A 20,795-nucleotide genomic window follows, 5' to 3' on the forward strand; every position below is an offset into this window, starting at 1 on the left:
CGGATCAGTTGTCGCGGGTTCGGGAGCTCCGCTGGCTGCGGAGCCGGTCCTGGCGCCGGGCCGCAGGCGGGGGTGACTGCCGCGCGGCGTTGTCGTTCGCTGTGGCGGCGAGGTACTCCGTCAGGGCGGCGATCGTGTGGTACCGGAAGAGGTCGACGATCGCGACCCGGCCCTGGAAGCTCGCCTGCAGCAGCCCGTGCAGCTGGGTGGCACGCAGGGAGTTGCCACCGATCTCGAAGAAGCTGTCCTCCCGGTCGATGGCGTCGTGCCCGAGCACCGCCGCCCAGGCGGCATGCACCTGGTGCTCGATGCCCGCACCTCCCGGGCCGGCCACGGGCGGCTGCGGTACGACCGCGGTGACGGCCGGGAGCCGGTTCCGGTCGATCTTGCCGCTCGGGGTCAGCGGCAGTTCCGTCATCGGCTCGAAGACGTCCGGGATCAGGTAGTCGGGCAGCGAGTTGCGCAGGAACGCCCGCAGTTCGCGTACCGGCCCGGTGTCACCGACGACATACGCGATCAGCCGCTGGTCCGCGCCGGGTGCGCTCCGCTCGGTGACGACGACCGACTGGAGGACCCCCGGGTGGGCGGCGAGTGCCTTCTCCACCTCGGCCGGCTCGATCCGGAAGCCGCGGATCTTGAGCTGGTGGTCGAGGCGGCCGAGGTACTCCAGGTTGCCGTCGGGGCGCCAGCGGGCCTGGTCCCCGGTGCGGTACATCCGGGCTCCGGGGGCCGGAGCGTACGGGTCGGGGACGAACCGGTCTGCCGTCAGGGCGGGTTGTCCGGTGTACCCCCTGGCCAGGCAGGCGCCGGCCAGGTACAGCTCGCCGGGTATCCCGGCGGGCAGCGGCCGCAGCCGCTCGTCGAGGACGTATGCCCTGGTGTTGGCGATGGGCCTGCCGATCGGCACCGACGCCGGCCAGTCGGCGGCCGGCGCCTGCAGCTCGTACGCCGTCATGCAGTGCGTCTCGGTCGGTCCGTACTGGTTGACCACGACGCAGTCGGTCCGATCGGCGAACATCTCGCGCACGCTGTCGGTGATCACCAGCTGCTCGCCCGCGCTGATGATCTCGCGGACACCGGGCAGCGTTCCGTGCGGCTGGTTCGCGTAGGCGGCCTGCTGGTACAGGGCTGCGGGCGACAGGACGAAGCAGCCCACGTTCTGCTCGGCCATGTAGGCAGCCCGCTCGACTGGATCGCGGCGCACCTGCTCCTGCGCGAAGACCAGGGTCCGACCGGAGACCAACGTGTAGAAGATGTCGAGGAACGACATGTCGAAGCTGAACGCGGGGAACTGCAGGGTGGCGTCGTCCGGCTTGAGGTCGGAGCGCCCGAGCTGCCACAGCAGCAGGTTGACCAGGGGCTGGTGCGGCATGTCGATGCCCTTGGGGGTGCCGGTGGAGCCGCTGGTGTAGATGGTGTAGGCGAGGTCCTGGGGGTGGGTGGTGGTGGGTGTGGGGGTGTGGGGGTGGTGGGTGTCGATGGGGATGAGGGTGCCGGTGAAGTGGTCGGTGATGTGGGGGTGGTTGTGGTGGGTGAGGACGGTGGTGATGTGGGAGGTCTGGATCATGTGGTGGAGGCGGTTGGCGGGGTATTCGGGGTCGAGGGGGGTGTAGGCGGCTCCGGTGATGAGGGTGGCGAGGAGGGCGGTGACGAGTTGGGGGGTGCGGGGGGCGAGGATGCCGATGGTGGTGCCGGGGCGGGCGCCGTGGTGTTGGAGGGTGGCGGCGAGGTGGTGGGCGTCGTCGAGGAGTTGTCGGTAGGTGAGGGTGGTGGTGGGGGTGCGGACGGCGGTGGCGTCGGGGGTGCGGTGGGCTTGGGTGATGACGAGGTCGTGGACGGTGGTGGTGGGGGTCGGGGTGGTGGTGTCGTTCCAGTGGTGCAGTACTCGGTCGCGTTCGGCGGCGGACAGCAGCGGCACCTCGTGCAGCCGGGTCTGCGGATCGGCGACCACGGCGGTCAGAGCGGCGACCAGGCTGTCGGCGAAGTTTTGGACGGTCCGCTCGTCGAACAGGTCCGTGGAGTACTCGAATGCTCCGGCGATGCCGTTCGCGGTCGGTCGGAGGAAGAGCGACAGGTCCAGCTTGGTGGAGTCGGTGCGGATGCTGGAGAGCGTGGCCTGCAGACCTTCGAACTCGGGCTGCGGCGCCTCCTCCTCCCAGGAAGCGAGTACCTGGACGATGGGGGCACGGCTGAGGTCCCGCTGCGGCCGGAGCTGCTCCACCAGGGTCTCGAACGGGACGTCCTGGTGTTCGTACGCCGAGATGCAGGTCTCCCGGACCCGCCCCAGAAGCTCCGCGAAGGACGGATCGCCGGACAGGTCGCAGCGCAGCGGGAGGGTGTTGATGAAGAAGCCGATCAGGTCCTGGAACTCGGAGGCACCCCGGCTCATGGCAGGCACCCCGATCACCACGTCCTCCGTGCCGCTGTACGCACCGAGGACACCGGAGAAGGCCGCCAGCAGCAGCATGAACGGTGTGCTGCGCTGCGCGCGGGCGAGCCGGAGGACGGCGGCGGACAGGTCCGCCGGCAGCGCGAAGCGCAACACCGCGCCTCGGAACGACTGGTGGGCCGGCCGCGGCCGGTCGGTCGGCAGCGCGAGGATGTCGCAGGTGCCGTCCAGCCGTTCGCGCCAGAACTCGATCTGACGGTCGGTCTGCGCCGATCCTCTGCGTGAGCGCTGCCACTCGACGTAGTCCCCGTACTGGGCCGGCAGCGGCTGCATCGGAGCGTGCCCGCCCAGGGCCCTGCGGTAGGCATGGCTGAGATCGCGGAAGAGGATGCTCTGTGAGGCTCCGTCATAGGCGATGTGGTGCACCACCAACACCAGGAGGTGGTCATCCGGCGACAGGCGCAGCAGCCCGGCCCGCAGCATCGGACCGGTGGTGAGGTCGAACGGGCGCAGGGCCTCGTCCCGGGTCAGTTGACCGAGCCGGGCTTCCCGCTCGTCCGGCGGAAGGCTGCTGAGATCGATCACCGGCAGCCCGACCTGTGCGTGCCGTACCTCGGCGACGGGACGGCCCTGCTCGGAGACCACCGCTGTCCGGAGCACTTCGTGCCGCTGGAGTACCTCGTCCAAGGCGGCGGACAGCGCTTCGACATCCAACTCGCCGGCCAGTCGGAGTGTCAACGGCACGTGGTAGAAGGCGCTTTCGGGCATGAGACGGTGCAGGAACCACAACCGCTCCTGCCCGGAGGAGAGGCCGCGCGGGTGGCCTGTGGTGTGGCCCGGCGGTGCGGCCGCCGGCTCCGTGGCGAGCGCATCCGTCGAACCGGTGGTTCGCCGGGCATCCGTCACCGCGGTCGCCATGCCGCGCGGGGTCGGGCCGTCCAGCAGCCGGCCGAGCGGTACCGACACTCCGAGCCGCTCCCGAATGAGCAACTGGATTCCCGCTGCCGCGAGAGAACTGCCGCCGATGTCGAAGAAGTCGTCGTCCGCGGAGAGTTCGTCCGGCGTCGTTGCCAGGATATCGGCCCAGATCTCCAGCACAGTGGGCGTGGGATCGTTCATGTCCACGTTGAACCAACCTCAGTAGGCCACCGTTGCTGCCCGGTGGGGAAACGAGCGGGTCAGGCCTGGCGCCGCGGTGAGGAGGGTGCGCGCGTCCCAGGTCTGAACTCGGTCCACCGGACCGAGCAGGCACAGGGCGGCGGCGTACCCGGGCGCCGGCCGCAGGTCGAGCAGTTCGGCATCGGCGGCGATGGCGGGCCGCCACGTATGGGCGAGCAATCGAGGCCGATGGTCCGGGTGCCCTACCTCGATCAGCCGCAGGGAGCGGCGCAGGCCTTCGCCGGTCGCCTTGACCGCGGCTTCCTTCCGCGCCCAGTACCGGAAGAACGCGGGGGCCCGGGCGGAGTCCGGCAGCGAAGCCAGGACCGACTGCTCGTCGTCGCTGCAGGAGAACCGCGCGGCGGCACTGGCGTCAAAACCCGGTTGGATCTCCTCCACGTCCACGCCGACGTCCGCCGAGCGGGCGAAGGCAGCGACCACCAGTCGGCCGGAATGCGAGATGTTGAAGAATATCTGGCTTCCCGGGAGCCGGAGCCGGGGTTTTCCGTGCGGGCCGCCGCAGTAAGCGCAGATGCGGCTGAACCGTAGTTCGGCCGGTGGGCATCCGGTGAGGCCGGAGAGAACCGTACGAACCAGGACACGACCGACCGTGAACCGGTCTCGGTCGAACGGTTTCGGTAGCGAGGAACGCTTTCTCTGTTCGTCAGAGGATAGCAGTTCCACGTTCATCGACGTTGCCTGGTCCGAGTCCGCCCACCACACGTGGCAGGTGCGGTCGGTCAGTTCGGGTATTTTCTCCGGTGACCTGTTGCTCACGAGGGTCAACTGAACCAGGAGGAAGGTCCCGGAGCAAGGGAGGCAGGCTATTGGCGGGCCCGGCTGTGGCTCGTCGATGGTCGCGCGATGGCGTCTCGATGGCATTCCTCGGGAATGCTGTCCCCGTCAGTTGTTCCTGACCTGCCGGCCACCCGTGCCACCACGGTCGGAACTTCGGCTGAAGTCGGGTCCGACGGCTCGCAGCAGGGACCGGAGGAAGGATTCTATGTTCGGCCCGGAAGATCACGCACTGCGCAATAAGGTTCTGGAATTCGCTCGGGCGCTGTCGGCCGAATCCGATGAAAAGGCTCGCGATGGTTTCGACCGGGTCGGCTGGAAGCGTCTGGCAGAATTCGGCGTGCACGGCTGGATCGCCCCTGTGGAATACGGCGGAGCCGGACTGGACCCGCTGTCCGCGATCCTCGCGTTCGAGGCGCTGGGCCAGGGCTGCACGGACAACGGGCTGGTGTTCGCCGTCAACAACCACGTCTGGGCCTGCATGGTCTATCTGATGGAGCACGGCACACCGGCCCAGAAGGGGCGCTGGCTGCCCGGACTGGTCGACGGATCCCTGATCGGCGCCCACGCGCTGACCGAGGCCGAGGCCGGCTCGGACATGCTCAGCATCACCACCAGTGCTCGACGCGACGGCGACGACTGGGTGATCGACGGCGCGAAGTGCTTCATCAGCAACGGACCCTGCGCCGACCTGTTCATCGTGTTCGCCCGCACGGGCAGCACGGCTGGTGGGCAGTCGGCACTGTCGGCGTTCGTGGTGCCGAGCACGACCCCCGGACTACGGGTCGTCCGCCGGATCGAGAAGGCCGGGCTGGAGGGTTGCCTGATGGGGGAGCTCTCCTTCCAGGAGTGCCGGGTTCCGGCCGACGCCCTGCTGGGCGCCGAAGGCGCGGGGTACCAGATCTTCACGGCCACGATGGACTGGGAGCGCGGCTTCATGTGCGCCAGTCAGGTGGGCGTACTGGCCCGTCTGCTGGAAGGCAGCGTGGCGCGTTCGGCCGCGCGCAGGCAGTTCGGCCGGCCCATCGGGCACCACCAGGCCGTGTCGCACCGCATCGCCGACATGGGCGTCCGCCTGGAGTTGGCCCGGCTGCTGCTCTACAAGGTCGGCGAACTCAAGCGCGAGGGACGCCTGGCCATGCTGGAGAGCTCCATGCTCAAGCTCTTCGTCAGCGAGTCACTGGTCCAGTCCGCGCTGGATACCGCACAACTGCACGGCGCGCTCGGCTACACGAAGGACCTCGGAATCGAGCACGAGGTGCGTGACGCCTTTGGTACCACGGTCTACGGCGGCACGTCAGAGATCCAACGCGACATCATCGCCAGGCTGTTGGGCGTGCCGGGCCGGCCCTGACCCAACTCGGAAGGACGTCATGCCCCGTCGAACCATCGAACTCAAGGCACCGGTGCCCGCAGAACTGGCGCCGGAGCTCTCCTCGAAGATCTTCTTCGTCTCCGAGGCCATCACCGATTTCCGTCTGCTGTTCGACGGGGAAGCGGTGGCCGCCGTCGAGCTGGAGTTCTCGGCGGGCTCCTCCGCCGAGTCGCTCGCCGAGCAGCTCCACCACGTGGTGGAAGCCGACATCCTCAGTCAGCGCAGCCCGGCGGCCAAGGTCCTCTGGGAGCACCCGGCAAGCGCTCCGGTGCAGGAGGACGTGTACCGCGAGTTGCTCGGGCGCCGGATCGTGGCCGAGGTGGGGGAGGGCCAGATCTCGCTCGGCAGCCCGCTGCTGGAACTGATGGACATGCTTGACGAGCGGTTCGCCGCGATCGTTCGGGAGCTCGGCGGGCGACAGCGTCGCTACCCCACGCTGATCGGCACCCAGACGCTTCACCGGTGCGGGTACTTCTCCTCGTTCCCGCAGTTCGTCATGTTCGTCACCAGGCTGCACACGGACAGCAACGAGTACCGGAAGTTCGCGGAGTACGCGGCCGGCCGGGAAAGCATCGGGGACGGGCTGGCCGAGCACTTCGGGAACGCTGACTACTGCCTCCCGCCGACCATGTGCTACCACACCTTCCACGAAATGGAGGGGACTCGCCTGGAGGGCGCCGGAACGGTGGTCTCCAGCCGCGGTAAGTCGTTTCGCCATGAGTCGCGTTACCACCGCACGCTTGAGCGGTTGTGGGACTTCAGCATCAGGGAGATCGTTTTTCTCGGCGACCGGGAGTTCGTCCGCTCGAAGCGGGGGGAGCTCATGAACGCGACGATGCGGTTGGTGGAGTCTCTCGATCTCCCCGCACGGCTCGTGGTGGCCAATGACCCCTTCTTCGGTGGGCCGCGGACCGGTGAGCAGATCTGGTCGCAGCGGATGCTGGAGATGAAGTACGAGCTGCGACTCGATATCGAGGGCGGTCGCGATCTGGCGGCCGGCTCGTTCAACCTGCACGAGACCTTCTTCGGTGACACGTTCGACATCACCGTCGAGAGCGGTGAGAACGCGTACACGGGTTGCGTCGGGTTCGGGTTGGAGCGGTTCGCCTACGCGTTCGTGTGCCGCCACGGCATCGACCCCGATAAATGGCCGGCGGAAATCTACAAGTCGGCCTCGTGAAGTCGGAAATGACATTTGACTGGAGGAACATGGACATCAGGAACATCGGTGTGGTCGGCGCGGGGACGATGGGGATCGGCGTGTCGCACGCGTTCGCCGAGGCCGGGTTCACGGTGGCGCTCGTCGACATCGACGAGCGGGCGCTGGAACGGGCCAAGACCGAGATCGAGCGAAACGTCCGGTTCTACCCCCTGCTGCGCAAGGAGGCGCCGGCCCGGCCGGCTTCTGACGTGCTGCAGAACATCTCCTTCAGCACCGGTCTGGCCGCGCTCGGGAACGCCCAGTTCGTGGTGGAGAACGCCACCGAGAACTGGGGCGTCAAGCAGGGGATCTTCCCCGGCCTGGACGAGGTCTGCCCCGAGGAGTGCGTGCTCGCCGTGAACACCTCGGCCATCCCGATCACCAAGGTCGCCGCGCTGACCGGCCGTCCGGACCGCGTCATCGGGACGCACTTCATGAACCCGGCGCCGCTGAAGCCGCTCGTCGAGGTCATCCGTGGCTACCACACGAGTGCGGACACCGTGCGACTCACCCAGGACATCCTGGCGGGCATCGGGAAGGAGAGCATCGTTGTCGAGGATTCGCCCGGCTTCGTGACGAACCGCGTCCTGATGCTCACCATCAACGAGGCGATCTTCCTGCTGCACGAGGGTGTCTCATCCGTCCGGGACATCGACCGACTGTTCAAGAAGTGCTTCGGCCACACCATGGGGCCGCTGGAGACGGCCGATCTCATCGGCCTCGACACGATCCTGTACTCGCTTGAGGTGCTGTTGGAGAACTTCGACGACCCCAAGTACCGTCCGTGCGTCCTGCTCAAGCAGCTGGTGGACGCCGGGCTGCACGGGCGCAAGAACGGCAAGGGCTTCTACACCTACGACGAGCGCGGACAGATCCGCGAGGAGGCCGACCGTGGCTGACGACATCATCGCGATCCGTTCCTTCGTGGCAGCCGGCGTCGGTGGCGCCGAGGTCGCAGACGACCAGGACATCTTCGCCGGCGGCTACGTGAACTCGCTGTTCGCGGTCCAGCTGGTGATGTGGTTGGAGCGGCAGTTCGGAATCTTCGCGCAGGGCACCGACCTGGATCTGGGCAACTTCCTTTCGGTCGAGCGGATCTGCGCCTTCGTCGCGGCCAAGCGGGCGGCGGCCGACACCGCGGCCGTGTCCTCCCTCCGGTGAGATCGCCGACCACGCCAACCCCGGCCACCTCGGCGGCCGGGGTTGGCGGCCGCGCGCTGCAGGGACTGCGGGAGGTGCTGCGAACCGTCGACATCCAGGCGGCCGAGGCAGCGGGACGGTTGCCCGAGGGCCTCCTGGGGGAACTCGGCGAGCGGGGGTTGCTGCTGCCCTGCCGCTCGCGCGATGTGGGCGGCCTGGCGCTGAACCAGTACGAGTTGGGCGCGCTCTGCGAGGAGTTGGGCGGTCAGTGGGTCTCGCTGCTGAGCGTGCTCACCGCGCACATGATGGCGGCCGAGGCGATCGGCCGTTGGGGCAACCGCGAGCTGGCGGCCACTGTCCTGGCCGAGGCCGCCGGCGGCCGGCGGCAGTTGGCGTTCGCCTTGAGCGAGCCGGAGGCCGGCAGCGACGCGGAGGGGGTGCGTAGCCACGCCGAGCCGGCAGCTGAGGGCTACCGGATCACCGGCGTCAAGACCTGGCTCAGCGGAGGCCAGGACGCGGACCTGTTCCTGGTTCTGGCCCAGTCGCCGGGCGGGCCGATCGCCCTCCTGGTGGACCGGGCCGATCCCGGGGTCGAAGTCACCCCGATCGAGCCGCTGTTGGGATTCCGGGCGGCCGGGCTCGCCCAGCTGGCCATGAACGAGGTCGTGGTGCCCGCACGGCGGGTCGTGGGCCGCCCCGCCAGCGGGCTGCGGCACGTGGCGGCCACGGCGCTGGACCACGGGCGGTTCTGCCTGGCCTGGGGCGGAGTCGGCCTGGCCCAGGCATCGTTGCGCAACTGCGCCGACCGCACAGCGCAACGCCATCAGTTCGGGTCGCCGCTCCTGGACCACCAGCTGGTGCGCGCCATGCTCAGCGACATGCTGGTGGAGACCGCGGCGGCCCGTCTGCTCTGCGCGGAGGCCGCCAGGCTGCGGGAGGAGGGTGCGCCGGAGGCGTTGGTCTACACCTCGATGGCGAAGTATCGATCGGCCCGTACGGCGGCCCGGGCGACGCGCGATGCGCTCCAACTGCACGGAGCCTTCGGCACGTCCGCGGGCCATCCGGTGGAGCGGGCGTTCCGTGACGCGAAGCTGCTGGAGCTGGTGGAGGGGACGGAGCAGATCCACCAGGCCACCATCGCGGGGCACATCCAGCGACTGGCCTACCCGCGCGTTGACGGCGCGTCGGTCCTGTAGCGGCGCGAGTCCGTGCCTCTTCGAAAGAGAATGGGAGTGGGAGACAGCATGTCGGCCCTTGGTCTGGAAACGACAGCACGAAGCCAGGATGCGCCTGCGGTCAAGGTCATCGTCTGGGACCTCGACCAGACGCTGTGGCACGGGGTACTGCTGGAGGACTCGGATGTCCAGGTGGATCCGGTGGTAGCCCAGTCGATCAAAGAGCTCGACCGGCGCGGCATCCTGCACTCGGTGGCCAGCCGCAACGACGAGCAGCTTGCGTGGGGCCGGCTGCGGGAGTTCGGTCTGGCCGAGTACTTCCTGCACCCCCGGATCGGCTGGGGGGCCAAGTCGGAGTCGGTCGCGGCCATCGCCGCTGACCTCCAACTCGCGCCGGAAACCATCGTCTTCGTCGATGACGACCCGGTGGAGCGGGCTGAGGTGGCATTCCGGTTTCCCGAGGTCCGGTGCTTCCACCCCGACGCCGCCGCCTCGTTTCTCGACCACCCGGCCTTCGCCGGAGCCCGGACCGGCGAGGCGGCCCAGCGACGCCGGCTCTACCAGGACGAGATCGCCAGGACTCAGGCGGAGGAGTGCCACGACGGCCCGCCGACCGAGTTCCTGGCCACGCTGGGTCTCACGTTGCACGTGCAGCAGGCGGGGGTCGGCGATCTGGAGCGCCTGCAGGAGCTCACGTTGCGGACCAACCAGCTGAACTCCACGGGTCACACCTACGACCTGGACGAGTTGGCGGCGTGCATCCGGTCCGATCGCCATGAGCTTCTGGTCGCCGAGGTGGCCGACCGGTTCGGCAGCTACGGCAAGGTCGGGTTGGCCCTGATCGAGCGCGACGGTGACAGTTGGGTCGTCAAGCTCCTGCTCACGTCCTGTCGGGTGCTCAACCGCGGGGTCGGGTCGATGCTGCTGGCCTTCCTGGTGAACCGCTCCGTGGCCGCCGGGGCCACGCTCCGCGCGGAGTTCGTCGACACCGGCCGGAACCGGCCGATGTACGTGGCGTTCCGGCTGGCCGGCTTCCGGGCCAAGGCCGGCGCTACCGGGGAGCGTGCCGTGCTCCTGGAGCGGGAGGATCACACCGCCGGGATCCCGATGCCCGGCCACGTGCAGTTGGAGGACCTGACCTGATCCGGCGGGAACGCAGGAGGGGGTGTACCGCCGCAAGCGGTACACCCCCTCCTGCGTTCCGGGTGCTCCACCCGTGACCAGCAGCGGCAGCGGCCCTGAGCAGGTGTCAGCTCGTGAGAACGCCGCGACGGGCGGTTCGCATGGCGCGGGCCAACCCGTGGAGCGTCTTTTCCAGGATCGGGCGAGAGGTGCCGAAGTTGATCCGGATGAAACCTGGGCTTCCGTATTCCCTTCCGTCACTCACGGCAACGTTGCCGTGCTGGAGGAAGAACTCGCCGAGGTCATCCGTGCCGAGACGGCCGGCGAGATTCCGGCAGTCGATCCAGCCCAGGTACGTGCCCTCTGGAGGCACCCATGAGACGTCGGCCCCCAGGAGTTCGGGGATCCTGGTCAGCAGGAGCCTCCGATTGGCGTCCAGGTGGCGGAGGACATCATGCAGCCAGGGTCCGCCGGCAGTGAATGCGGCGAAGTTCGCGGAGACGCCGAGAATTCCGACTCCGTCGCGGTCCCGCGGCCGCATCCGGGACAGCCGTTCCATGTCCTCCGGTGAGTTGGGTACGGCGAAGGCACATTTCAGTCCGGCGATGTTCCAGCCTTTGCTGGCGGAGATCGCCGTGACGAGCGGGACGTCGGATGCCTCCGGAAGCACCGCGAGAGGAAGGTGCGTATGCCCGGGGAAGACCAGCGGGGCGTGGACCTCGTCCGAGAGGACCGCGACCCGGTGGGCGCGGGCGAGTCGGAGGATCCGGCCGAGTTCGTCGGCGGTGAATACCCGTCCGGTCGGGTTGTGCGGATTGCAGAGGATGTAGCCGGTGGCGCCGGCCCGGAATTTCTTCTCCAGGCCGTCGAAATCAATCGTCCAACGGCCGTCGCGGATGACCATCGGATTTCCCACCAGCGTGCGCCGGGCGGCGGGAACGGCCTCCAGGAACGGCGGATACGCGGGGATGTCGACGACGATCGCGTCGCCGGGGTCGGTGAACTGCTCGATGCCCGTCTCGACGATCCTCATCACATCCGGGAACAGCAGCACCTGGTCGGAGCGGATGGCCCACTGGAACTGCTCTGCTGCCCAGCTGGTGAAGGCTCGGTGGACCGGGGCGTCCTCGGTGTAGGAGAACGCGTAGCCGAGATCGCCCCCGCCCTCCAGGTGCGACCGTATCGCCTGGATCAGTGGAGCTGCTATGGGCAGGTCCATTTCGGCGATGAAGGAGGGGATGATCTCGGCTGAGTGGCGCATCCATTTCTCGCTGAGTCGATTGCGGAGAACGGAGAGATCAAGGGCCTCGAACTGTTCGGCCGAGGCCGGTTGTACCGGTGTTACGCTCACGCGGAAAGCTCCTCTGGGCGGGTCCGCCCGTCAGGTGGCGGCGTGAAACTCTCGGACACTGCGCGGCCGCATGTCCGTCCACGCGTTCTCGATGAAGTCCAGGCACTCCGCCCGGGTGCCCTGGTGGCCGGCTTCCGACCAGCCGGCCGGAGCGGCGCGCCCGGCAAACCAGATGGAATACTGCCCCTCATCGTTCAGAACTACCGTGTAGGTCCGGATATCGTCGTCTTCCATTGTTCGCCAACTCCTCGCCGGTTGATGGTGGTCACTTGAACCGTAGCATTGGGTGTACCGGTCCGAAAGGGCCCGGAGGCGAGGGGGAAACGGGTCGTGATGGGACGATGGCGGCGTGATATCCGGGCGATGACCGGGGGTGCGCACAATGAGCCGGTGACATAATCGAGAGAAGGGACTTCAAGGTGGTGCCCTTGCCCGCTGCAGAGCAGTTCGTGCCGATATCCGGCCGGCCGTTCTTTCTCCTGCCGCTATGGGGCGACAGCGCCGGCGAACTGGAGCAGCGGACGGCCGAGGCCACAGCCTGGGGCGGCGACACCGACCTTGCGGTCGCTGCCACGAGGCTGTGGGACCAGGTGCCCGCGGACGCCCCGCACCGCCGGGTGGTGCTCGCATCCTCGGTCCGGCACGCGCAGGAGTCGTTGGCGACCATGGACACCAGATGGGTCCGGACCATGGATCCCGACCGGGTCTCGCCTCAGGTCGCCTTCTGCTTCTCGGGGTTGGGGGAGTCGCCAGTGGTCCTGGGCGACTCGCTCTACCGGACCAATGCGGAGTTCAGGCAGACCCTGGACCGACTGGACCGGCTGTCCGTCGCACACCATGGCCGTTCGCTGGTGCTCGGTCCGCTGCGGAGTTCGGCGCCGGCGGGTCGAGCCGACGACCGGTCGGTGGGCCTGACCGCTTCTCGCGCACTGCTCGGGGCGGCCCGGCGCACCGGCCCGCCGGTGGTCGAACCGCCGACTCCGGCCCTGCCGACCGAAGAGGACCAGCCCATGCGCTGGGCGGTCGGCTACGCCCTGGCGCGCACGTGGTTGGCGGCGGGGGTGGCCCCGGACTTACTGGTGGGTCACAGTCTGGGCGAATACGTCGCCGCCTGTGTCGCCGGTGTGTTCACCGAGGAGGACGCGCTGAGGCTGGTCATCCGGAGGGCAGAGCTCCTCGGCGGGTTGCCCGCCGGGGGCATGCTGGCGGTCGGCCTGCCTGCGCGCGAGGTCTCGCTCAGGCTGCCGGACGGAGCGGTCGTCTCCGCGATGAACGCGCCCTCGGTGACGGCTGTCTCCGGCAGCCACGCTTCACTGCGCACGCTGGCCGAGGACCTGGCCCGGGACGGCGTCTCGCACCGTTTCCTGCCTGTCGACCGCCCGTTCCACTCGCCGCTGCTCGATCCGGTGAGCGCCCCGCTCGCTGCGGAAGTGGCCCGAGTACAGCGGAAGCGGCCGCAGTTGCGATGGATCTCGACGGTGACCGGCCGCCTGATGCGGCCACAGGACGCCGTCGACCCGCAGTACTGGGCCCGCCACACGACCGCGCCCGTCAACTACCTTGCAGCGCTCCGACTTGCGCTACGCGGCCGACCTCCGGCCTTCCTGGAGGTGGGCCTGGGAGAGGCGCTGACGACCTTCGCCGCGCACACGCAGCTGGAGTCCGCTGCGACCAGGACGCCGGTGCTCGCCTCGGTGCAGCGGTCGCCGTACTGGCAGAACGACACGACGAGCTGGCTGCACACCCTCGGCTGGCTCTGGACGTCCGGCCTGCAGGTGAACTGGCGAGCGCTGTCTCCCATGACAACCAGTCCCCATCCCGTGGAAAGCGACGGCTAATGCCTGGAACAGCAGACGAGACGACCGTGGTCGAGACCGAGGTGCTGGACTTCCTGCACGCGTACTTCCGGAGTACGGACATCGCGGCGGCGGATGACATCTTCGCGCTCGGCCTCGTCAACTCACTCTTCGCGATGGAGCTGGTCCTCTTCGTCGAGAAGAAGTTCGGCATCCGGGTCGAGGACGAGGACCTTGAGCTGGACAACTTCCGGTCGGCCGCCGCCATGGCGGACCTGGTGACCCGGAAACGGAACGCAGCGGCCGGCAGCTGAGCCGACGCCCCCCAACCAGCAGCAGCATCGACGAGATGAGGGTTATGGACGCCACCAGCAACGGCATCGCAGTGGTGGGTATGCAGTGCCGTGTTCCGGGTGCGGAGGATGTCGAGCAGTTCTGGGAGAACCTGCTCGGTGGTCGTGAGTCGATTTCGACGCTGAGTGCGCAGGAGCTTGAGGCTGCGGGTGTGCCGGCCGAGAAGGTGGCGCGGCCGGAGTACGTGGCTCGTGGGGGGTTCCTGCGGGGGGTGGGGGAGTTCGATGCGGAGTACTTCGGGTTCTCGCCTCGTGAGGCGGAGTTGCTCGATCCGCAGCAGCGGTTGCTGTTGGAGGTGGCGACCGAGGCTCTGCAGCGGTCGGGCCATGATCCGCAGCGGTTCCCCGGGCTGATCGGCATCTACGCCGGAGTCGGCTTCCCGGGATACCTGATGAACAACGTAATGAGCCACCCCGAGGTGCTCGCCGAGTTTCCGATGCTCCAGGTCGTGATGTCGGGCGACAAGGACTACGCGTCCAGCCGGGTGGCGTACAAGCTCGACCTCCGGGGTCCGGCCGTCACGGTGCAGAGCGCCTGTTCGACGTCGCTGGTCGCCGTGCACCTGGCCGTTCAGGCGCTGCTCAACGGTGACACCGACCTGGCTCTGGCCGGCGGGGCCTCGATCTACCCGTCAGGTCATGGATACGAAGTGGCCGAGGGCGGACTTCTCTCTCCGGACGGGCACTGCCGGCCGTTCGACGCGAAGTCCTCCGGCACGGTGCCGGGCAGTGGCGCCGGGGTGGTCGTGCTGCGCAGGCTGGAGGACGCCCTCGCCGACGGTGACACCATCCACGCCGTGATCACCGGTACCGCGGTCAACAACGACGGCGCTGTCAAGGTCGGTTACACCGCCCCCAGCAAGACCGCCCAGGCTCGGGTGATCGCCGAGGCGCTCGCCATAGCGGACGCCGCTCCGGCAACCATCGGCTACGTCGAGGCGCACGGCGCCGCGACCTCGCTCGGGGATCCCATCGAGGTGGCGGCGCTCAGCGAGGCGTTCGGCGCGAGCCCCGCTCTGGCACCGGCCAGCTGTGCGCTGGGCTCGGTCAAGAGCAACATCGGTCACCTCGACGCCGCTGCCGGTGTCACCGGCCTCATCAAGGCCATCCTCACCGTCGAGCACGGCGTCATCCCGCCCACGCTCCACTACACCGAGCCCAATCCCCATCTGGACCTGGACCGCACCCCGTTCCATGTGCCGACCAGCGTGACGCCCTGGCCGGCCACCCGCCTCCCGCGCCGGGCCGGCGCCAGCTCCTTCGGGATGGGCGGCACCAACGCCCACGTCATCCTCGAACAGGCCCCCGAGCGGGGCGCGACGCCGCCCGCCACCCGGCGGCCGCATGTCCTGCCGCTGTCCGCCAAGACCCCGCAGGCCCTCGACCAGGCCACCGCCCGGCTGGCCGAACACCTCGGCAGGAACGCCGGCCTGGCCCTCCCCGACATCGCCCACACCCTCCAGTACGGACGCACCCAGCACCCGTACCGCCGCGTCGTCATCGCCGACAGCACCGAGCAGGCCACCGCCCTCCTCCACCAGGCGGATCCGGCGGCGGTCTTCAGCGACCGGGTGGCGGAGCGCCGCAGCCCGGTGGTCCTCCTGTTCTCCGGTGTCGGTGACCACTACCCCGAGATGGCCGCCCAGCTCTATGAGCACGAGCCGGTCTTCCGGGCCGAGTTCCGCACGTGCGCGAGCATCCTGCGTCCGATGCTCGGCACGGACCTCACCGAGGTCTTCCAGGAGCCGGGGGACGGCTCGCACGACGCCCCCGACCTCAGTCTCACCCGGCTCGCGCAGCCGTTCGCCTTCGTGCTTGGTTACGCGTTGGCCCAGCTCTACCGCAGCTACGGCGTGGAGCCGGCCGCGGTCGGCGGCTACAGCATCGGCGAGTACACGGCCGCCTGTGTCGCCGGGGTCCTGGCACTGGACGAGGCGCTCTCCCTGGTGGCCAGCCGTGCCGCTCTGATCGACGAGCTCCCCGGCGGCTCGATGGTGGCCGTCCTGGCCGACACGGCGACGTTGGAGCCCTACCTCGCCGCACTGCCGGACCTGTGCTTCGCCGCGATCGACGGGCCCATGCTGACCGTCGTGTCGGGCTCGTCCGAGTCGGTGCGCTCGCTCGCGGAGCAGCTCACCGCGGACGGCGTTGCCAGCCGGACGCTGCCCACGTCGCATGCCTTCCACTCGCCGATGATGCGGCCCGCGGCGGATGCACTGCGCACCCTGGCTTCGAGGTTCGAGCTGCGCCCCCCGGCCATTCCGGTGCTGTCCAACGTCACCGGTGGTTGGCTCAGCGAGGAGGAGGCCACCGACCCCGACTACTTCGCTCGTCACCTCACCCAGCCGGTCCGGTTCGCCGACAACCTGGCCGAGGTGTGGGACCTGGATGAGGCGCCGATCATCGTCGAGATCGGGCCGGGCCAGATTTTGGGAAGCCTCGCCATGCAGCACCCGGCCCGGGCCGGTGCACCGAGGGGTCTGGTCCTGCCCGGGCTGCCGGGCCGCAGCAGCGCTGACGACGACCTGACCACGGTGCGTGCGACGCTCGGACGGCTGTGGCTGCGGGGCGCCGACATCCGCTGGGGCGGGGACGCGAGAGCTTCGGAGCCGGCGCCGGTGCAGCGTCGCGTGGCACTGCCCACCTACCCCTTCCAGCGTCGCAGTTACTGGCTGAAGGCCAACGCGGGGGTCGCTCCGGTGGCCACCGGGCGACGCAAGGACCCTTCCGACTGGTTCTACCTGCCGTCCTGGCGCCGGGTGATGCCGTTGGAGCCGGGCACCGGCGGTGAGACGCCGTTCCTGGTCCTCGCGGCCGATGCGGCCATGGGCACCGCCCTGGCCGATGCCCTGCGCCGACGGGGCGCGGACGTCCAGCTGGCGATCAGCCGAGCAGGGCAGCAGGTGGAGCGGACAGCGGATGGCGTGTACCGGTACGACGCGATGCGGCCCGACTCGGTGGTCGGCCTGCTCGACGCGCTGGCTGCGACGCCGGGTGGGATTGCGCCACGGCTGGTCAACGCACTCGCCGCGACCCTGCCGCCGGCGGGCCACGACGGCCAGCAGGACGACGTAGTCTCCCTGCTCTACCTGGCACAGGCGCTCACGGCGGTCGGCCAGGTCGCATCGGTCGAGCTGAGTGTGGTGACCGCGGGTGCCCAGTCGGTGAGCGGCGAGCTCGATCCGCATCCGGCGCGGGCCATGCTGAGCGGCGCCTGCCGGGTCCTCGGACAGGAACTGCCGCACGTGCGTCCTCGCACCATCGACATCGTCGGGGTCACCGGCCCCGACGCCCTGCCGGCTGTCCTGGGACCGCTCGTCTCCGAGCTGCTGGCCGCCCCCGCGGACGCCGCGGTGGCCCTGCGTGGGCCGCACCGCTGGGTCCAGGCGTTCGAACCGGTGCGGTTCCGCGAGGACACCGGCCGGTCCGTCGTCCGAAAGGGCGGCACCTACCTGCTGATCGGTGGCCTGGGGCCGTTGGGACGGATGGTGGCCCGGCAGCTCGTTGCCACCACCGACGTCAACCTCGCCTTCCTGCAACGTACTCCGATGCCGGCACAGGCGGACTGGCAGGACTGGGCGTCCGGCGGCGACGAGCGGCTCGACTACGCGGTGGCCGCACTGAAGGAGCTGGAGGGGGCGGGTGCGCAGGTGATGACGGTCACCGCCGACATCAGCTCGCCCGAGGCCCTGGCAGCCGCGGTCGCCCAGGTCGAGGACCGGTTCGGCCCGCTCACCGGTGTCGTCCACTCGGCCGGAATGGTGAACGAAGGCGCCAGCGTGCCGATGCATCTGGTGGATCGTGAGGCATGTGAGCGGCACTTCGCCGCCAAGGTGCGTGGTCTGCGGGTCCTGGCGGACTGCCTGGACGGCAAGCCGCTGGACTTCGTCCTGGTCAACTCGTCCATCGCCTCGGTACTGGGCGGTATCGGCTACTACCCCTACGCCGCGGCGAACTGCCACATGGACGCGTTCGCGCACCGCGAGAGCGAGCGCACGGGCGTGAGCTGGATGTCCGTCAACTGGGAGGGATGGACCTTCGGGGACGCCGCCAAGGACGCCAGCACGGCGGCGACGCTCGCCGAGTACCTGATCGACGACGAAGCCGGCAGGCAGGTGATGGCCCGCCTGTTCGGGAACCCCTTCGTTCCCCAGGTGGTGGTGTCGACTGGTCCGCTGGACAGCCGCATCGCGCAGTGGGTGACCGGCGCCTGGCGCGCCGAAGCAGGCGGTAGCAGCGACCCGGCCGCGGACCAGACGCTGCACGATCGGCCGGTGCTCCAGACGGACTACCGGGAGTGCTCGGACGAGCTGGAACTGGCGCTCCGGGAGATCTGGCAGCAGCTCCTGGGAGTGCGTCAGATCGGGGCCGACGACAGCTTCTTCGCACTGGGGGGCCATTCGCTGATCGCCACCCGGGTGGTGGCACGGATCAGTGAGGAGCTCGGTGTGCACGTACCACTGCACGAGCTGCTCACCCACCCGACGCTGGCCGGGCTCGCCATGGTCGTACGGGAGGCCCGGGACCGCGTGAGCGACCGTCGCCGGTCCCGGCCCATCATCGCGGTGTCCCGCGACAAGTACCGGACCAGCCTTCGCGACCCGGCCGCGGGGGAGCAGCCGTGACGACTCGCAGCCACGACGAGCTCCTTGTCGTCGAGCCACCCGAATCCCGCAGCGCGGTCGTCCTCGCCCCGGCCGACGTCCGGTGGCCGGCCGCCGGTGAGGCGGCCCCGCCGTTCGCGCAACGAGCGCTCTACCGAGCCGGTGACGCGGTCCTCTGCGTGGCGGTGGACGAGGACGGCCGGCGGGTCGCTGCGGTTTCGGCGGACCGACGACTGCACCTGCTGGACGGCGCGGGCGGTCTGCTGTGGCGTTCCGAGCCGATGGCCGGGCAACCGAGCACCGCGCTCGCCTGCGGCGGCGGTCGGGTCGCGGTAGGCACCTCGCTGTCCGGGGAACGGAGCGGCTCGGTCACGGTCTTCGACCAAGCCGGCGGTGAGCTGTTCCACCAGGACTACACCGAGGCAGTCGAGCATGTGGCGCTGAGTGCGGACGGACGGTTCCTCGAACTCCTCCTCCGCTCGGGCCGGGCGCACCGGTATGTCTGGGGCGGTCGCGGCTACCAGGCCGCCGACCGCGCACCGGCCCCATCCGACGCCGGAGCGCGGACCGAGTGGCCGGACGGGAGCCGCGGCGCGTGGGCGGGTGTGACCGCGCCGGCCGCCACGGTGTGTTCGTCCTCCGCGACATCGGACGGAGAGCTGGTCCTGGTCGGCAGCGTCGACGGGCGGGTGGTCCTCGGTGGCTGCAGGGCGGAGGAGTACTGGAGCTGGTCCGGTGACGGCGAGGCGTGGTCCACGGCGTTGAGCGCGGACGGCGCGACGGCGGTGGTCGGTACGGGTGACGGTTCGGTCGTCGTCCTGGAGAACCGGCTGACCTGTCGCCGCCTGACCCGACTGCGTGCGGCGGAGCGGGCGTTCGTCGAGGGCAGGGAGAACGCGCTGGCGGACCTGCTCGACCTGTGCAGCGCCTTCGGGGTGCTGACCTATGGTCACCGCTACCTGCTCGACGCGGTCCACAGGGCGCCGGCCGACCAGGCCAGGCAGGCCGAACACGCCGTGATGGCGGTGCTGGGGGACTATCTCGTCAGTTGTCCGGACCGCGGCCCGGAGCGGCAGTTGCTCGGGGACCTGTTGCACGGGCGCGGGCTTCACCTGGAGGCGATCGGCCACTACCAGCGGGCCGCGGCCGACGCCGACTTCACCTCGCAGGCGCTGACCTGTGCGAGCCTGTGCTTCGAGGCACTGGACATGCCGATGGCGGCCCAGGTCAGCCGTCAGAGGATCCATCAGCGGCGGATCGAACGCGGCGGCCTCATCACCCTGTACAACCTCGCGCAGTCGTACGAGCGGCAGGGTGACGTCGTCGAGGCACGGTCGGTCTACCAGACCGTCGCGGGATGGAACGTCGACTACCGGGACACGTTCCGCCGCATCGCCGCGCTCTCGCCGCTCGGCACCGATCCGGACCAGCCGACGACCACCGGGGGCCGGCCGCCATCCGCCGACGGCGGTTTCCCCGCTCCCAGGCCGTGGGCGCACCACGACACCGATGCCGACTACCGCACACATCTGCTGCACGGTGGTGTCCTGGTCGACAGCGTGCTGGGGAAGCTGGCCGCGACGCCGCAGCCGCGGGTGCCGCTGGCGAGTTATCTCGCCTACGACTTCTCCCCGCCGGCGGACGAGGTCAAGAAGTGGCTGGACATCATTCACAGCCTGGCATTCGTCAAAGAGGCGAAGATCACCGGAACCTCCCTGGACATCGGGACCGCAACCGCCCGCTACCCGCGCGTCCTCAAGAAGCTCGGCTTCCGCAGCTTCGGTGTCGAGCTGGAGTACGAAGCGGTTCGCTATGCGAGGTCGTCGCGCCTGTACAGCGACGACGACATCCCGCTGGTCGTGGGGGATGCGACCCGCCTGCCCTTCGCCGCGGCCAGCTTCGACCTCGTGACCTGCATGATGGGCACGCTCTCGCACCTGACGCTCCCGCTGCTGCCCCGGGTGCTCAGCGAGGTCAACCGGGTCCTGCGCCCCGGCGGACACTTCGTCTGCTCGACCTGGGATCCCGAATCCAGGCGGGTCGACTTCCTCACGATGTACACGCCCGCGCAGATCGACCTGCTCTGGCAGAACCTGCGCAGCCGCACGGACCTGTGCAGGGACGTCGAGACGGCCGGACTCGACGTGGTGCGGGTGGACCCCTTCTGCGTCTTCCCGGACTCCGTCGGATACGACATCGGAAGACGAGCGGACCACACCTTCGAGCTCCAGCGGTTGATCGACCTGGACCTCGCCTACCAGGAGCTTCCCGACGCTCACGGGCAGATGTTCATGCTTGCTGCGCGCAAGCCGTCAGACACGCCCTAGGTCCCGAAA

14 protein-coding genes are annotated in these 20,795 nt (G+C 69.4%); 10 read left to right on the plus strand and 4 right to left on the minus strand.

From position 1 onward, the window contains the following. Window positions 1-4: 4 nt before the first annotated feature. Both ABH937_RS21240 and ABH937_RS21245 read right to left on the minus strand, forming a co-directional pair. Window positions 5-3,508: an amino acid adenylation domain-containing protein gene (locus ABH937_RS21240; RefSeq protein WP_370219110.1), complete on the minus strand. Its 3,504-nt coding sequence runs from the start codon at window positions 3,506-3,508 to the stop codon at window positions 5-7. Between the two features lie 18 nt (window positions 3,509-3,526). Then, window positions 3,527-4,324: a 4'-phosphopantetheinyl transferase superfamily protein gene (locus ABH937_RS21245; protein ID WP_280690582.1), complete on the minus strand. Its 798-nt coding sequence runs from the start codon at window positions 4,322-4,324 to the stop codon at window positions 3,527-3,529. A 226-nt stretch (window positions 4,325-4,550) separates the two neighbouring features. Here ABH937_RS21245 and ABH937_RS21250 point away from each other — a divergent pair, with 226 nt between their 5' ends. The 6 genes from ABH937_RS21250 to ABH937_RS21275 are packed head-to-tail and all read left to right on the plus strand — an operon-like array spanning window position 4,551 to window position 10,376. After that, the gene (locus ABH937_RS21250; RefSeq protein ID WP_280690581.1) at window positions 4,551-5,696 is read left to right on the plus strand and encodes an acyl-CoA dehydrogenase family protein; all 1,146 of its coding nucleotides are present in this window, start codon (window positions 4,551-4,553) and stop codon (window positions 5,694-5,696) included. A 19-nt stretch (window positions 5,697-5,715) separates the two neighbouring features. Beyond that, window positions 5,716-6,897, plus strand: a complete 1,182-nt coding sequence (locus tag ABH937_RS21255; protein WP_280690580.1) for a hypothetical protein — start codon at window positions 5,716-5,718, stop codon at window positions 6,895-6,897. A gap of 29 nt (window positions 6,898-6,926) precedes the next feature. Beyond that, window positions 6,927-7,817: a 3-hydroxyacyl-CoA dehydrogenase family protein gene (locus tag ABH937_RS21260; protein ID WP_280690579.1), complete on the plus strand. Its 891-nt coding sequence runs from the start codon at window positions 6,927-6,929 to the stop codon at window positions 7,815-7,817. Further along, window positions 7,810-8,079 (plus strand): phosphopantetheine-binding protein, encoded by a 270-nt coding sequence (locus ABH937_RS21265; protein ID WP_280690578.1) that lies wholly within the window; start codon window positions 7,810-7,812, stop codon window positions 8,077-8,079. The genes ABH937_RS21260 and ABH937_RS21265 overlap by 8 nt, the downstream gene beginning before the upstream one ends. Next, on the plus strand, window positions 8,076-9,254 hold the full coding sequence (locus tag ABH937_RS21270) for an acyl-CoA dehydrogenase family protein (protein WP_370219111.1): 1,179 nt from the start codon (window positions 8,076-8,078) through the stop codon (window positions 9,252-9,254). The genes ABH937_RS21265 and ABH937_RS21270 overlap by 4 nt, the downstream gene beginning before the upstream one ends. Before the next feature lie 48 nt (window positions 9,255-9,302). Further along, a complete protein-coding gene (locus ABH937_RS21275) occupies window positions 9,303-10,376 on the plus strand; it encodes an HAD-IIIC family phosphatase (RefSeq protein ID WP_280690576.1) in 1,074 nt (357 codons plus the stop codon). 106 nt (window positions 10,377-10,482) lie between these two features. Here ABH937_RS21275 and ABH937_RS21280 read toward each other — a convergent pair whose 3' ends face one another. Then, window positions 10,483-11,706: a MalY/PatB family protein gene (locus ABH937_RS21280; RefSeq protein WP_370219112.1), complete on the minus strand. Its 1,224-nt coding sequence runs from the start codon at window positions 11,704-11,706 to the stop codon at window positions 10,483-10,485. Between the two features lie 30 nt (window positions 11,707-11,736). Then, window positions 11,737-11,940, minus strand: coding sequence for an MbtH family protein (locus tag ABH937_RS21285; RefSeq protein WP_370219113.1), 204 nt, complete (start codon window positions 11,938-11,940; stop codon window positions 11,737-11,739). 194 nt (window positions 11,941-12,134) lie between these two features. On the opposite strand from ABH937_RS21285, the gene ABH937_RS21290 reads away from it, so the two are divergent. Genes ABH937_RS21290 through ABH937_RS21305 form a run of 4 tightly spaced genes read left to right on the plus strand, consistent with a single transcriptional unit; the run spans window position 12,135 to window position 20,786 of the window. Further along, a complete protein-coding gene (locus tag ABH937_RS21290; RefSeq protein ID WP_370219114.1) occupies window positions 12,135-13,544 on the plus strand; it encodes an acyltransferase domain-containing protein in 1,410 nt (469 codons plus the stop codon). Next, window positions 13,544-13,816, plus strand: coding sequence for an acyl carrier protein (locus ABH937_RS21295; RefSeq protein ID WP_280690572.1), 273 nt, complete (start codon window positions 13,544-13,546; stop codon window positions 13,814-13,816). The genes ABH937_RS21290 and ABH937_RS21295 overlap by 1 nt, the downstream gene beginning before the upstream one ends. 35 nt (window positions 13,817-13,851) lie before the next feature. After that, window positions 13,852-18,480 carry an SDR family NAD(P)-dependent oxidoreductase gene (locus ABH937_RS21300; RefSeq protein WP_370219115.1) on the plus strand — a complete coding sequence of 1,543 codons (4,629 nt, stop codon included), beginning with the start codon at window positions 13,852-13,854 and terminating at the stop codon, window positions 18,478-18,480. Continuing rightward, window positions 18,477-20,786 carry a methyltransferase domain-containing protein gene (locus ABH937_RS21305; protein ID WP_370219116.1) on the plus strand — a complete coding sequence of 770 codons (2,310 nt, stop codon included), beginning with the start codon at window positions 18,477-18,479 and terminating at the stop codon, window positions 20,784-20,786. Before ABH937_RS21300 ends, ABH937_RS21305 begins: the two co-directional genes overlap by 4 nt. The last annotated feature ends 9 nt before the right edge of the window (window positions 20,787-20,795 follow it).

The organism is Kitasatospora sp. GAS1066B, from assembly GCF_041262605.1.
Classification (GTDB): Bacteria; Actinomycetota; Actinomycetes; order Streptomycetales; family Streptomycetaceae; genus Kitasatospora.

Excerpts from the sequence above, each read along its gene's own strand:
- ABH937_RS21240 (WP_370219110.1), bottom strand. The coding sequence starts at position 3,508 with ATGAACGATCCCACGCCCACTGTGCTGGAGATCTGGGCCGATATCCTG.
- ABH937_RS21250 (WP_280690581.1), top strand. The coding sequence starts at position 4,551 with ATGTTCGGCCCGGAAGATCACGCACTGCGCAATAAGGTTCTGGAATTC.
- ABH937_RS21255 (WP_280690580.1), top strand. The coding sequence starts at position 5,716 with ATGCCCCGTCGAACCATCGAACTCAAGGCACCGGTGCCCGCAGAACTG.
- ABH937_RS21260 (WP_280690579.1), top strand. The coding sequence starts at position 6,927 with ATGGACATCAGGAACATCGGTGTGGTCGGCGCGGGGACGATGGGGATC.
- ABH937_RS21275 (WP_280690576.1), top strand. The coding sequence starts at position 9,303 with ATGTCGGCCCTTGGTCTGGAAACGACAGCACGAAGCCAGGATGCGCCT.
- ABH937_RS21285 (WP_370219113.1), bottom strand. The coding sequence starts at position 11,940 with ATGGAAGACGACGATATCCGGACCTACACGGTAGTTCTGAACGATGAG.
- ABH937_RS21295 (WP_280690572.1), top strand. The coding sequence starts at position 13,544 with ATGCCTGGAACAGCAGACGAGACGACCGTGGTCGAGACCGAGGTGCTG.
- ABH937_RS21300 (WP_370219115.1), top strand. The coding sequence starts at position 13,852 with ATGAGGGTTATGGACGCCACCAGCAACGGCATCGCAGTGGTGGGTATG.